Origin of the sequence: Micromonospora arida (genome assembly GCF_042873195.1) — a bacterium.
Lineage (GTDB): Bacteria > Actinomycetota > Actinomycetes > Mycobacteriales > Micromonosporaceae > Micromonospora > Micromonospora arida.
Window position 1 is genome coordinate 37,602 of sequence record NZ_JBIALC010000015.1, and the last position, 13,528, is coordinate 51,129.

Below are 13,528 nucleotides of genomic sequence, written 5' to 3' on the forward strand. Positions count from 1 at the left end.
CGTCATTGCAGACACTGGCCGGTGCGGCGCGAACACGACGATCATGACTGCATGGCTAATGCATCTGATGATGTGCAGATCCTGCAGGTCGATGAGGTGGAACCCGTCGAGGTCGTGCCCGGCATCATCCGGCGGCGCCTGCCGGCGACCGAGCGGGCCCGTGGCTGGATGTACGACTTCGCCCCGGGCGCGGAGTGGCCAGAGGTGGACGTGCACGAGGGCGAGGAACGCTACTACGTGGTGTCGGGTGAGTTCATCGATCGAGGCCACCGTCTGGGCCCGGGCAGTTACGTGGTGTTTGCTCCGGGCAGCACGCACCGCCCGCGTACCGAGACCGGCGCACGAATGATCGGCATCAGCATCGTCGCGATGTAGCCGGCAACTCCGAACACGCCGTCGGAGAGCGGGCTCGTGATCTGCCGGCGACCCAAGGGTGGAGGATCGGTCTATATCGGGTCGAAACGGTCCACAGTGTCATACCAAGGCTCCCTCAATCCGCACGTGCAACTTGATACGTCCAACAACCTCCAAGCTAGGAGCGGTAGATGAGGAAGACCCTGGCTCTGGTCATAGCGACGGTAGTTCTGGCCGGGGCAGTGTCTACCAGCGGCGCTGCGCAGGCGGCACCCGACCCAGACACCGCGCGAGCCGCCAGCCGTGCCATTGGCGCCGCTCCAGCGCCGCACACCCCCGAGCCGGAACTGATCACCCCGCCGGTCCCGAGGCCCAAGCCGTTCGAGGAGGCCCCGCCCAGCATCGCGCCGCACAAGGCAGTCACTCCGCCCGACTTCGGACCGAACGAACGGATCCTCTCGGCGTACCACCGGGGCAAGCTCTCCCGGGACGACGCGGTGCGGTACGGACTCACCGCGCTTCGCTCACCCCGGGCGGTGCCCGCCCACCTACGGCAGACCGGTGCCATCCGCGACCCGCAGCGGTACCTGACCTACCTCTCGATGCTGGCGGCGGGCGTTGAGCCCGAGGCGGCGAGGATGATCGCGCCGGACGTCGCCGCCCCGGCTGCCGCCCCTGCGGCGGCCGGCTACGACGACTGCGCCGCCGACCCGTTCGACTATCTCGGTGTCACCTACCGCTGCCGGGCATCCGCCGGCGAGTTCCTCATCCTGTTCAACATCGCCGGAGCAGGCCGACCGGGCATCCCGGCGGACTACCATTCGAACGGCCGGGCCAAGGCCGTCCAGCACCTACTGAATTCGCTCGCGATCGCTGTCGACGAGTATCGCGAGATGGGTTATCCGCTGCCGGTGCGCGACGGCAAGCCGTGGGTGTTGGTCTACGGCGTTGACGAGATCCCTGTCGTCGGCGGGCTCGGCATCCCGATCGACGCGCCTTTCGTGTTGCCGTTCGGGCTCAATCAGCAGGCCACCATCCTGGTGCCGAACGGGCAGACCGACTGGGACTACCTGCCCCGGCATGAGCTGTTCCACGTCATGCAGTACCAGTACTGGGACAAGTCTGACATAGCCGTCGACTTCGTCTTCAATTATGTTGGCAGCAAGGAGTTCGGTTCGATGAACTGGTGGATGGAGGCCACCGCGGAGTGGGCCGCCCACCAGACCTACGTCCGAGAGCCGTACCTGCCCATCCCCGGCGAGGAAGAGCAGTATGCGCGCAACGTCTACGACGTGCTCAGCATGCCGGGCTCAGCGCTCAACTCGTGGGGTGGCCTGGGTGGCGGCCCGCAATACGGGGCGTTCCTGCTGCCCGCCTATCTCACGGAGCAGGTCGACCCGAGTTTCGTGCGGCGGACCTGGGAAAGCATCCGGGACCACGACCATCTGCCGATCGAGGCGATCCGGCACGCCGCGCAGGGCTATGGCCTGAACTTCAAGGACATGCTGCTGGGCTACCACATCGCCAACTATCGGCTGGCCAAGGCGAACGCCGCCCCCGCCCCGACGGTGGACGCGTGGCGCAGCTACGGGTATACGGACACCGATACGAAACTGTGGCGTGACAACATCTCCGCCCTGAACGGCACCGACAGCGACGTCCTTGGCAGTGCGAGACCCGCTCGCAAGAGCCACGCGACATCTGCTGGCACGCGTGTGGAGTATCAGGACATCCTGCGTAAGGGTGGTGCCGTCTATCACGACTTCCGGGCGGTGAAGAACTCCGGTGACCCGGCCTGCGGGTACTGCTCGACGCTGCTGATCGATACGAGCAAGGACACCAACCGCAGCTCCGCGGTCATCATCTGGTCACCGACCGGCAGCACCGGCACGCTGGCGAAGTACCCGAGCATTCAGACCGTGCTTTACCCCGACGCCGGTGGCCTGATCATGGTGCCCAACTTCGCCTTTCCCATGGTCGCTACCTTGGTGAGCACCTGGACCGAACTGGACATCCACTCCGCCGACGCGGACAGCAGCCCGAGGACGTTCTCCACACACGTGGAAAGCGTGCTGCCACTCACCGGCCGCTCGTGCGTGTTGCGCCCGCTGTCGGTGCGCAGCGTGGAGACCACCGTCGAGCCGGAGGGCACGTTCAACCGGTACGCCGCCAGCACGCGCGACGGCTGGACCGGCGGTGACTCCACGTACTCGGTGAAGCTGCCCGACGGTCGGATCGTCTGGCTGTTCTCCGACACCTGGATGGGACCGCTCAACGGCGACGGCACCCGACCGGTCAGCGCACCGCTGGTGAACAACACATTCGTGGTGCAGAGCGGTGGGACCCTGACCACCTACCAGGGCGGCACTGCCGGGGCTCCGCGAGCAGTGATGCCGCCCTCCGGGCCAGGTAAGTGGTACTGGGTCGGTGACGGTCACCTCTCCGGCGGGCAACTCCAGGTGGTGTACCAGGAATACGAGCGCTTCGGCTCCGGCGCCTGGGACTGGCGGTTCAACCGCAACGTGGTGGCGAACTTCGCCCTGTCCAACCTACGAACCCCGGTCAGCGTCCGACAGCTACCCTCGGCCAGCGGCGTCGCCTGGGGCTCGGCGCTCCTGCCGGCCAGCCGCAGCGGCGACGGCTACACCTACGTCTACGGCGTGGACGACTCGCCGATCAACAAGCAGATGCGCATCGCCCGCGTCTACGGCAGCGACCTCGCCACCGGTACCTGGCAGTACCACACACCGTGGGGCTGGACGATGCGTGAGCAGAACTCCCGCAACCTGCTGACCGGCATCGCCAACGAATACAGCGTCACCCCCTGGGGCGGACAGTTCCTGCTGCTCAGCCAGGACAGCACCCAGGCGTTCAGCGGCCAGATCAACGCCTGGACGTCCTGCTCACCCTACGGTCCCTTCACCCAGAAGACCCCGGTCTACCGAATGCCCGAACCCGGACCATACGGCAGCTACTGGAACCCGAACGTCATCTCGTACAACGCCCACGTGCACCCGGCGTTCAGCTCTGGCGACACGTTCATCGCGTCGTACAACGTCAACAGCATGGACACCAGCGTCTCGCCCGACGGTGACCACTACCGCGACCCCGGCATCTACCGCCCCCGCTTCTTCCGCTTCACACTCGGATAAACACCTCTGGTTCCGCCGGGCGTACCTCACGCCCGGCGGAACCAGCAAAAGGTCGGGGGGATCTCAAGGTGTTTCCGGCCTGACCCACCGGGCGTGGTGCCCGCTGAGGAGGGTGCCGTGATGACCGGGGCACTGAACGACCGAACCGGACGTAATAGCTGCACCACAGTCGCCTGACCGACCTGGCGAACGTCGGCGTCACGGCAATAGCGACGGCACCCTCGCCCTGCGTACCTGCGGATCTCCCGTACGTCGTCCGCCACCTGGGTCGTCCCGTCGGCAAAGAGGCGGTGTTGCGGTAGAAAGCCAGCGCCCGAGGGTTCGGACCGGCGACTGACAGCACCGCCGACTCCGCTGCGTCGATGACGGCCTGCATCTGGCACAGGTTCGCGGCGCGCCTCGGCACAACGGGCAGTGATGCGGTGATCACCACTACCAGTGTCGGCATCAGGAGCACCAGGGCGCTCCCGGGGAAGGACGGGGGATTTACGTTCGTGGCCGAGGGGCTGGAATCCGCCGTCAAGCGAGCCCAGTGACGCGGCCGAGGGCCGTGATGTGTTCCCGTCCGCTGGCGCCAGCATCGTCCAGCAAGACATCGCCGCAGGACTGCTCGACGAGCTGCGGCTGCACCAGGCACCGGTGTTGCTCGGCGCCGGGGTTCGGTTGGGGGATGGATCGGCACCGCCTGGATGGAACTCGCTCCCGTGTGAGTCAAAGCCGGCGACGGGGTGACCCACCTCTGTGGTCGTTCGTGCCGTTGCTGTCACCGGCCAGCCGCAACCGTAGACTTCCGGCTTTGTGATCAGGCTTGCTCCGTGGAAGCCGGCCATTCCTCGGTGAGCAGTCCATAAATCAGGGTGTCGGTCCATTCGCCCTTCGCCCACTCGTCGCGGCGCAGATGTGCCTCCCGGGTCATGCCCACCCGCTCGCAGAGCCGCGCCGATGCCTTGTTGCGCCCGTCGACGCGGGCGATGACGCGGTGCATGCCGTAGTGCGCGAACGCCACACCGATGACCGCGCGGACCGCCTCGGTGGCGAACCCATGACCGGCGACTGCCGGGTGAAAGGCCCAGCCCATTTCGCCGCGCGAGAGCGTGTCGTCGGCCGGCCAGAGGATCACGTCGCCGACGACCTTGCCCGCATGCTCCGCCACGACCGCAAAGCGGGCTTCCGGTCCGGTGATTGCGGTGCTGCCGAGCCGCCGGGTAACGATCTTGTCGGCGAACTCCCGCGACCACGGCTCCCACGGGATGTACCGGGCGACGAGCGGATCGCTGTAATACGCGAGCAGGGCGTCCACGTCGTCGGGCCGATACGCCCGCAGGACCAGTCGTTCGGTACGGATCGGCAGTGCCAGTTCGACCATGCCGCCCAGTATCAGTCTCCCGGTTCTGTGTCTCCCGAGGCCCCTACTGGCTTCGCGTCGGCGTTCGTGGAGCGGATGCACGGACCGGCGGCCCGCAGCCGACCTGCGCAGACGCTGCGCTGGTCGGCAGCGCCTGGCCATCCCGGGTGCTCGATCATCCGCAGGGCCGGAGGTGACCTCGATCCATACGCGACAGGCGGCGCCGGAAGGCGTTGTGGCCGGTCCGGAAGGCTTCCCGAGCGTCGCCGCTGGGACATGTCAGCGCTCAGCTACAAGAAAAGTTGATCACCGAACCGGTGATTATGCAAGGGCGTCGTGCTCGGCGTAGCGAGCCGATATGCCGAGTTCGTGGAATTCTGCCCGTCGCTGGCACATTTGGCACCTCCCCCGTGAGGCCATGACGTTGGGGTTGCATATCAACCACTGCGGTTCTTTTCAAACGACACGGGATGCTGATCATTTTTAGTTGTTTGTCCTTGACTCTGAGAGGTCCACTGTGGAAGTCCAGGATCTGTACCACGGCTTCGGAACAGTAGTGCCGCGAGCGCGGGAAGGGTGGCGGCGACGGCGATCGTCGCCCACGGCCCAGCGCCGGTGACCAGCACTCCGCCCGCGGCGTAGGCCAACGATCCGGCCAGCCCGTTCGCGGACGCCAGCCAGGCGAACGCGGTCAGCCGATGCCCGCCCGTCAGGTTCTCGCTCAGATCGGTCAGCAGGGCCGCTGCCGCCGGGGTGATGAATACTCCGGCGAGGAACGCCAGCGGGTACAGGGCCGGAGCGGACCGGGCGGCGAGCAGCAGGGCGAACCCGGCAGCGCTGCCGAGCAGCAGCAGCCGTACCTGCCGGCGCACCGGCGCGCGCCACGACCGCGACCCGTACCACAATCCACCCACAACACTGCCCGCCGCCCACGTTGCGAGCACTGCCCCGCTGGCGGCCGAGGAACTGAACGTGACCGCGACCGCGATCAGCGCGACCTCCACAAGACCGATCGCGGCCATCTGGACCGCCGCCACGCCCAGCCACGGGGAGAGCCGGATCAGCATCCGGCGGTCCGCAGCCTGCTCCGGCGCGTCCGGCGACGACTCCGGCGACGGGACGCGACGCTGCTGGATCAGCAGGGTGGTGGCACCGGCAACCGGGAGCAGAGCGGTCCCGGCCAGGGCAGCCGCTGGGCTGCTCAAGGCCACGACCAGCCCGACGAGGGCAGGCCCCAGTACGAACAGCACTTCAGTGCCCACAGTGTCCAGGCCGTACGCGGCGATGCGTTCCTGCGGGTCTTCGATGGTAGTCGCGATCGTGGCTCGCAGCGTTGCGCTCAGCGGCGGGATCGCCGCACCGGCCAACACGACACCGGCCCAGAAGTTCCACGACTGCCACGGCAGGACGATGACTAACAGGCCTGTGCTGCTCAGGATCCCGGCGATCAGTAGGACGAGGTTGCCGTAGCGCTCGGCCAGTCGGGCGATCAGCGGCCCGCTCAGGCTCGCGCAGAGTCCGTAGGTGGCGGCGGCCGCACCCGCAATGGCGAACCCGCCGTACCGCTGGTTGGCCAGCAGCAGGATGAGCAGCGGTGACATCGTCTGTGCGAGCCGTGCGACGAGTGCGCCGATCAGGGCCGCCAGAATCTGCCGGTTCGCGACCACTCCGGCGTAGCGGCGCAGGCCGGTCGTCTCGTTACCGGTCATTCCGCAGTCCCCGTCCCTGGTGCGGTCTGCGCGAAGCCACGCACGGCCAGCCGGACCGGGCCGCGCCCGTCGCGGCGGGTCCGGCTCGCCTTCTCCACGTGGCAGCGGGTGATGTCCTCGACCGCCTCACCCCAGGCTTTGAGTTCGGCGGGTGTCATGAGGACGGTCCGGGTGTGCACGGTGGTACTCGATGCCCAGTCGTCGCTCCCTGCCTGCGGTGACGCCAGAAAGCTCAGAAAGAGCCTGAGGTCGTGCCGGGCCGCCGCGCCCATCGCGTTCGTGCGGGCGTTGTCGGAGTCCGCGCCACCGGTCTTTCCGGGAAGGGGCATCCGTACCTCGTCGAAGCGGCGTTGCCAGGGTCGCTGCCGGGTGTCTTCGGCAAGTGGAGAGCCCTGCTCCACTAGGCCCTGTTTGGCGAGCACGTGCAAGTGGTAGGAGCAGGACTTGGGAGAGAGTCCGAGCTGCGCCGCGCATTCAGAGGCGGTCAGCCGGTCGTGGACGCGGAGCAGATCCAGGATCCGGAGCCGCGCGGGATGAGCCAGCGCACGCAGCCCTTCGACATCTGTGACAGATGTGGAAGACATGTTCCGAATCTACCCGCAGCACCGGACCCCCGCCACCGTTCGGCTGGGGCGACGGCAGGGCCAGCGAATGGGGTGAACAGGGCAGCCAACGGCGTGACGCCGATCCGGCGGCGGGCCTGGGCCAGAGCCGATGACGTCTGAGCGGCCACGGCGGGACCGCCGAGGCCAGAGACGAGTCTGGCCCAGACCTGGCGGACCGCAAGGTTGTTGGGCGGGGGATCTTGTGCGTTCTGCATACCGCGATCCCCTATGAGCACCTGCCCCAGGAGTTGGGGTTCGGCTCAGGCATGACCTGTTGGCGCAGGTTGCGGGACTGGAACGACGCCGGCGTCCGGCACCAACTGCACGAGGTCCTGCTGGGCAACTCCGGGCCGCCGGGCAGTGGGATATCTCCCGGCGGTGATCGACGGCACGTATGTTCGGGTGCTCAAGGGGCGGCCCAAAACAGGTCCGAGCCCGGTCAACCGCCGCAAGCCAGGCTCGAAACACCGCGTCATCACCGACGGGGGCGGCATCCCACTCGCCGTGTCCCTGACCGGCGGCAACCCCACGACGTCACCCAACTACTGCCCTGGTCGACAAGATCCCGCCGATCAAGGGCATCCGCGGCCGACCCAGACAGCGACCGAAACGCATCTACGCCGACCCTGGCTAACGGTGACTGCGGCGGACGGGTTCGGCCTGAACTGGCGCCAGGTGATGACCCGGGCGCGGTGGTGGCGGGCCGTCGGCCGAGCGCGATAGTCGCTCACCTGAGCTCTCGCCTGACATACGGCCGGGCGGCGGCGTGCCGCGCGCAGGGACCTGAGCGAGAATGGGCCAGTTCGAACTCTGCTCAACCCTGGAAGGACCCTCCCTTGGCCGGTGGACTCGTAGCCCTGCTGGATGACGTGGCGGTGCTGGCCCGGGCCGCTGCCGCGTCGATCGATGACGTCGGGGCGGCCGCCGCGAAGGCCGGCGCCAAGGCTGCGGGCGTCGTCGTCGACGATGCTGCCGTCACGCCGCAGTACGTGCGGAGCCTGGCGGCCGAGCGCGAGTTGCCGATTATCAAGCGCATTGCCGTGGGGTCGCTGCGCAACAAGTTCTTCATCATCCTGCCGGCGGTGCTGCTGCTCAGTCAGTTCGTGCCTTGGCTGCTCACTCCGATCCTCATGCTCGGCGGCGCCTACCTCTGTTACGAAGGCGCGGAGAAGGTGTGGGCCAAGATCGCCCATCACGGTGCCTCCGGCGCGGGCGAGGAGAAGGTGCAGGACGAGACGACACTGGTGTCCGGGGCGGTACGAACCGACCTGATCCTCTCGGCGGAGATCATGGTCATCAGCCTTAACGAGGTGATCGATCAGGCGTTCTGGTCCCGCCTGGTGATCCTGGCTGTCGTCGCCGTCGTCATAACCGTCCTGGTGTACGGCGTGGTGGCGTTGATCGTAAAGATGGACGACGCCGGGCTGCGCCTGTCGCAACGTTCCGGCGCCGTCGCCACGTTCGGCCGCGGTCTGGTGAGGGCGATGCCGGTGGTCCTCACCGTGCTGACGGTAGTCGGCACCGCGGCGATGCTGTGGGTGGGCGGGCACATCCTGCTGCTAGGCACGAACGAGCTGAACCTGCACTTCCTGTACGAGGCCGTGCACCACGTGGAGGTCGCCGCCCACGACGCCACGGGTGTTCTCGGCGGGCTCGTCGGCTGGCTCGTCAACACGGTGGCCAGCGCGATCCTCGGGCTGATCGTCGGAGCGCTGGTCGTGCTGGTCATGACTCTCACGCTCCACCGCCGCACATCCAAGGCTGCGGCAGCGACTGCGGCGGCCACGACTCGTGCTGACGGCACCATCCCCGCACCGCGGAGCCGTGCAGCTCGGCGTCGCGACGCTCCTGCGGACCAAGCGCCGCGCGGATGACCGCGAAATCGCCGCAACTCGACCACAGGCCTCATGCAGTCGTTGCCAGACACCGGCGTCGGCGTGCTCCAGATCTATGTGAAGCGTTGCGCGCGGGCAGGCCGGGGTCCGCAGCAGCTCCGTCATCTGAGACACCGATCCCACTGGCAGCGTCCTGACCGGGCACGGCAGGCTGGTGACCCGTTCGGCACCACCGAAGAGTTCCCAACGCGGACGTTCGATCTGATCACCTGTCTGCACGGACTGCACTACGTCGGAGACAAGCTCGCCGTCCTGACCCGGACGGCGGGCTGGCTGACTCCCGCCGGCCGGCTCGTGGCCGACCTGGGCCTGTCCAGCATTCGGCTTCCTGACGGGCGACCCGCTGGGCAGCGCCTCACCGCCCGACTCCGCGCCGCCGGGTTCTCCTACGACTCGCGTCGCCGCCGGATCAGCTGCACCGGCCGCCGCGACGCCCGCCTCCCGTACAGCTACCTCGGTGCCGACCAACCTGAAGAGGACGGCCTTCCTGTCAGGGACGAAGCCAGAAGACGTCCCGGAGGATTGCGTTGCCAACACGTTTGTCGGTGACCCAGGTGGCAACCTTGTGTTCGAAGGGCATGCCGGAGCGGTAGAACAGCACCATGGCCGGGACGAGTGTCACGCACCCGGCCGCCCAGGCGGCCATGAAGAGCGAGTCTGGCAGCGCGGGCACATTCGGCGCCCCGGAGGCGATGCCCCAGACAACCACCGGAAGCAGCGCGAGGTTGGCCGCGCGGGCCAGCCAGATCCCGGCGCGGTACGTCGAGCTTCTTCTCAAGTCCAGCAGGGCGTCATTCGTGACCGACGACATGCGGCCCATCGTAGAGCGCGCGCGCCTCGTCCAGTGGCCAGCGGAATAGGGTGACCGTGTTCCATGGGCTCAGCCGTGAGCTGGTGACCTTTTCGGCGAACCCGAAGATGTCAGCCATGGTGCTTCCGGTTATCACTCGGGTGACGTCCGCCCATGCCAAGATCGCTGCGTTCGTGAGGTCAGCCGGTCTGCCGAAGACGTCTCCGCGCCCCAAGTGATCACCGATGCCCGGACGGAGGCAACGGGCTTTGACCTGCGGTGATGGAGATTGAGCGGTGCGGTGTGGCCTCCCAGCGGATGCCGAAGTAGTCAGGGCTCGCCGCGCCGCACGAAGCCGGCCACCGAGGCCGGCAGTTCATCCTGCGGCCTGTCCTCGCAGCCGGGGCGGACGAAGTCGAACAGGAGCACAACGCGGTCACTACTGCCGTAGTTCCACGCCTCATGCGTGACGGTGTCGTCGAAGACGACGGTTTCACCCTCGCGCCACTGTCGAGTCTCGTCGCCCACTCGCAGCGCGCAGTCCTGGGGCACGACGAGTCCGAGATGCGCGCGGTAAACGGTGGTAACCCATCCTTGATGTGGCTTGATGTGGGTGCCAGGAGCCATCCGAGAGAACCCAGCGGTCGTCAGGTGAGGGATCTTCGTCAACGCGGAGGCAGTGTTCGGGCATGCCTCGAGCGCCTCCTCGATCCGCTCCCCGAAGGCGACAAGTCCATAGACACTCCAGCCCTGGCCGTACATCTCGCGCTGGACCCACGGCTGGTAGGTCTCACGCGGCAGAGCAAGGCATTCATCTCGAATGGCATCCCACCGTGCCCGAAGGTCGTGCCGAGACCGAGCGCGCGGGAGTTGTTGACCACCAGACGTCGGTCGGTCACCATGCTGCTCATGCCCCATCAGTCAGCTGAGTCGATCAGCTGCTCAGTCGTCGCGGTTCTGCCAGCGGAAGCGGGCTAGCTGCCGACGTCGAGGGCTTCAACTGGCGAGGACTTATCAACGAGCGCCGCGGCGTGAAGTCCATGCCGTGGATCAATGGCTTGCGGTGCTCGGCGACCTTCTCGTGATTCCGCGTCGACTCTGCTGATCCCGGGCACGGCCGACATTCGGCACCTAGACCGCGAGCGCGATCACCCTGGACCGGCGAGCCCATGGCCGCGCGCTCGACGTGATCCCGACGCCCGGAAACACCGCACCGGACCAGTGACCTCCCGGAGCCCTCGGTCGCACCTTGGAGGCGCCAGCTTCAAGACCACGAAGTCGATCACGATCTTCAGGGCTTCGCTCGCCGTCCGCACCCCTGCGGCGGTCAGGCGGAGGCCCGGCTTCATGAGAATCCGGGCCGCCCGCCGGGCGTACGCCCGTTGACCAAGCCGCTTACTCCGGCAGGCGGATTACCGGTGAAGTCAGGCGAAGAGCTTGCCGGTGATGTCGGCGTAGAAGTCGGCGGGATCGCGGGAGAGGGAGGCCTTGACGTTGGCGGTGGGCTTGTCAGCGATGACTTCGATCTTGCCTGCTTCCAGTCCGTCGAGGGCCTGGGCGACCACCTCGTGGGGCGCGAGCTTGGGGATGTCGACGCCAGCCATCATGTCCGTGTCGGCGATCGCCAGCGCCAGGGCGGTGACCAGAGTCTTCTGGTCGGCCAACTCGAGTCGGATGCCGTTCGTCAGCGACCACTCCGCTGCCTTCGAGGCGGCGTAGCCGTTGCTGCCGGGGCTGAAGGTGTACCAGCTCAGCGCCGAGATGACATTGAGGATGGCGCCACCGGCCAGCCTGGGCGCGAAGGCGCGGGTGACGTTGAGAGTGCCCCAGAAGTTGGTGTCGAGGTCGCGGCGGATGTTCTCCGTGGAGGGGCCGAGCAGCGGGGCTTCAGTGGAGGTGCCGGCGTTGTTGATGAGGATGTCGAGCTCGCCCACCTTGCCTGCGGCGGCCTCGATGGACGCGGGATCCGTGATGTCCAGCTGGAGCGCGATGGCGCCGGGGATGTCGATGCTTTCCAGGCGACGGGCGGTCGCATAGACGGTGGCGCCCCGGGCGAGGAGGGCCTCGGCGAAGGCCTTGCCGAGGCCGCGGTTAGCTCCGGTCACGAGAGCTGTTGAGCCGTTGATTTGCATATCGCCACGCTAAAACCTCACGTTGACGTCAGGGGCAAACGTGTGCGAGGTGAATCACGCTCGCCCGTGCCGGCAGCGCTCGGCTCAGGGCGACCCGGGGTGCGGCCGGTAACGCCCAGTCGGGCGGATCGGACGTCACCGACCGCGCGAACGGATCAAGAGCTGATGATTAAGATCCTCGGCCGGACGGCGGTACAGCGGGGAAGCGCGACCCAGCCGAGCTCCCGAGGCACGAAGGGATCGCGCTGCCGGTGAGCGAGCCGTTCGACCGGTGGCCCGACGGTGACTGCACTCGAACGGTGCCCCGGTCTAGGGCATGTGTTGAAGTCCGTCACAGCCATTCGTCGATGGCGGCGAGTTGGATGGGGCTTCGTAGCGGACGACCAGGTTGTCGGCACGCCATGGAGGGATGCCGCGTCACTGCATAGCGGTGGCCGGGGGATGGTCGATTGATTCGGGGCAGCAGAAGGTGTACAGCGAGTAGCCGCGCCCGATCTGCACTCCGACGGTGTCTGGGGACGCGGTCGGATTTTCCTCGGACGGGCGCCAGCTGCAATGCATGCCGTTCCAGTCGCTGGAGCCGACCGTGAGAATCAAGGTCATCGTGGTGCCGCAGGCAGCACAGTCCATCGGGTACGGATCGGTCAGTGACCAGTTCGCGTACCCGCCGACCTTCCATCCCGGCGCCAGCGACAAGTCGCTCTGATAGTGGGGACGGCTCTCGTCTTCGTCGTCATCCCACTCGTCGAGCCGCTCGCGTAGGTCATCGGGGAGCAGGTCGGCGTATTGGTACTCGCGGACCTGCTCCGGGTGCACCACGCACGGAAGCGGCAGGTACATGTCACTGATCACCGGCGGCACGGGAGGCGCTTCGAGCAGCGGGCCGACGGCGGAACTGTCGCGCCAGTAGAGAAATACGCGAGGGCTGTAGTGCCGGTCCGAGTGGTCCACAGGGCACCACAGCATCTGGAGCAAGTCGGTGCCGTCCGGACCGACGTAGTCCGGGATATCGCGTCGGTACAGCTGCGCGACTGGAACCAACGGGATGGAATCCTCGATCAGGTCGTCCAGGTCCAAAGCGTCGGCCGCATCGAGCTCGGCCCGCTCCTCCGCATTCAAGAAGTCTCCGCCCGGCAGCGGCTCCCGAGCTTCTGCGGTCGCGAGGATATTCCGCCTGCGGTGCAGGGCGGCCGGGGTCGTCAGGTTCCATGGCTCGTGCGCCCCGGCGTCGTCGCAGACCGGCCATACCTCGTCGGCCGGCCATAGCAGCGGTCCGCCGACCGAACTGTCCGTGATGGTCGGAGCGCCCGGTCGGGGATGCAGGCGGGTAGCGGTGATGGAATGTTCCCGCAGTTCAGGGAAGAGTGCCGCGATGTCCAGAGGACGCGGAGGTGTGGCGCGGACCATAGACGTGGATCTTATGGCCCACGTGCAGGTCCTGAGCTCCGGGATGGTCGTCGACCCTGGACAGTCGGGTGGGGGTCTGTGGATGACCCACGTGACCAACGTGCTGCCAGACCGGCAGTCGCGACCGGGTACGACCCGC

At 67.3% G+C, this 13,528-nt stretch carries 13 protein-coding genes and 1 pseudogene; 5 read left to right on the plus strand and 9 right to left on the minus strand.

The window, feature by feature from the left end; genetic code table 11:
• Positions 1-51 precede the first annotated feature (51 nt).
• The 3 genes from ACFYP0_RS29780 (at position 52) to ACFYP0_RS29790 (ending at position 4,238) form a co-directional block, all read left to right on the plus strand.
• Positions 52-375, plus strand: coding sequence for a cupin domain-containing protein (locus ACFYP0_RS29780; RefSeq protein WP_386998320.1), 324 nt, complete (start codon positions 52-54; stop codon positions 373-375).
• A 170-nt stretch (positions 376-545) separates the two neighbouring features.
• Positions 546-3,506 (plus strand): hypothetical protein, encoded by a 2,961-nt coding sequence (locus ACFYP0_RS29785; protein WP_386998321.1) that lies wholly within the window; start codon positions 546-548, stop codon positions 3,504-3,506.
• A 555-nt stretch (positions 3,507-4,061) separates the two neighbouring features.
• Positions 4,062-4,238 (plus strand): dihydrofolate reductase family protein, encoded by a 177-nt coding sequence (locus tag ACFYP0_RS29790; RefSeq protein WP_386998322.1) that lies wholly within the window; start codon positions 4,062-4,064, stop codon positions 4,236-4,238.
• 70 nt (positions 4,239-4,308) lie between these two features.
• On the opposite strand, the gene ACFYP0_RS29795 is transcribed toward ACFYP0_RS29790, so the two are convergent.
• The 4 genes from ACFYP0_RS29795 to ACFYP0_RS29810 all read right to left on the minus strand — a co-directional run bounded on the left by ACFYP0_RS29795 (position 4,309) and on the right by ACFYP0_RS29810 (position 7,380).
• A complete protein-coding gene (locus ACFYP0_RS29795; RefSeq protein WP_386998323.1) occupies positions 4,309-4,872 on the minus strand; it encodes a GNAT family N-acetyltransferase in 564 nt (187 codons plus the stop codon).
• A gap of 416 nt (positions 4,873-5,288) precedes the next feature.
• Positions 5,289-6,560, minus strand: a complete 1,272-nt coding sequence (locus ACFYP0_RS29800) for an MFS transporter (RefSeq protein WP_386998324.1) — start codon at positions 6,558-6,560, stop codon at positions 5,289-5,291.
• A complete protein-coding gene (locus tag ACFYP0_RS29805; protein WP_386998325.1) occupies positions 6,557-7,144 on the minus strand; it encodes an ArsR/SmtB family transcription factor in 588 nt (195 codons plus the stop codon). Before ACFYP0_RS29805 ends, ACFYP0_RS29800 begins: the two co-directional genes overlap by 4 nt.
• Positions 7,045-7,380, minus strand: coding sequence for a transposase domain-containing protein (locus tag ACFYP0_RS29810; RefSeq protein WP_386998326.1), 336 nt, complete (start codon positions 7,378-7,380; stop codon positions 7,045-7,047). The genes ACFYP0_RS29805 and ACFYP0_RS29810 overlap by 100 nt, the downstream gene beginning before the upstream one ends.
• On the opposite strand from ACFYP0_RS29810, the pseudogene ACFYP0_RS29815 reads away from it, so the two are divergent.
• Both ACFYP0_RS29815 and ACFYP0_RS29820 read left to right on the plus strand, forming a co-directional pair.
• Positions 7,333-7,479 (plus strand): annotated as a pseudogene (locus ACFYP0_RS29815) (transposase); the annotation flags it as partial. The gene ACFYP0_RS29810 and the pseudogene ACFYP0_RS29815 sit on opposite strands and share 48 nt — an antisense overlap.
• A 522-nt stretch (positions 7,480-8,001) precedes the next feature.
• Complete coding sequence (locus ACFYP0_RS29820) at positions 8,002-9,039, plus strand: DUF808 domain-containing protein (RefSeq protein WP_386998327.1); 1,038 nt, start codon at positions 8,002-8,004, stop codon at positions 9,037-9,039.
• Between the two features lie 511 nt (positions 9,040-9,550).
• On the opposite strand, the gene ACFYP0_RS29825 is transcribed toward ACFYP0_RS29820, so the two are convergent.
• From ACFYP0_RS29825 to ACFYP0_RS29845, 5 genes are all read right to left on the minus strand, one after another.
• Positions 9,551-9,871 carry a hypothetical protein gene (locus ACFYP0_RS29825; protein ID WP_386998328.1) on the minus strand — a complete coding sequence of 107 codons (321 nt, stop codon included), beginning with the start codon at positions 9,869-9,871 and terminating at the stop codon, positions 9,551-9,553.
• Entirely contained in the window at positions 9,852-9,989 is a 138-nt protein-coding gene (locus ACFYP0_RS29830) for a hypothetical protein (protein ID WP_386998329.1), read from the minus strand. Before ACFYP0_RS29830 ends, ACFYP0_RS29825 begins: the two co-directional genes overlap by 20 nt.
• Positions 9,990-10,180: 191 nt before the next feature.
• On the minus strand, positions 10,181-10,768 hold the full coding sequence (locus ACFYP0_RS29835; protein WP_386998330.1) for an aspartyl/asparaginyl beta-hydroxylase domain-containing protein: 588 nt from the start codon (positions 10,766-10,768) through the stop codon (positions 10,181-10,183).
• Between the two features lie 506 nt (positions 10,769-11,274).
• Positions 11,275-11,982 carry an SDR family oxidoreductase gene (locus tag ACFYP0_RS29840; protein WP_386998331.1) on the minus strand — a complete coding sequence of 236 codons (708 nt, stop codon included), beginning with the start codon at positions 11,980-11,982 and terminating at the stop codon, positions 11,275-11,277.
• Positions 11,983-12,399: 417 nt separating this feature from the next.
• Positions 12,400-13,389: a hypothetical protein gene (locus ACFYP0_RS29845; protein ID WP_386998332.1), complete on the minus strand. Its 990-nt coding sequence runs from the start codon at positions 13,387-13,389 to the stop codon at positions 12,400-12,402.
• Positions 13,390-13,528: the final 139 nt, after the last annotated feature.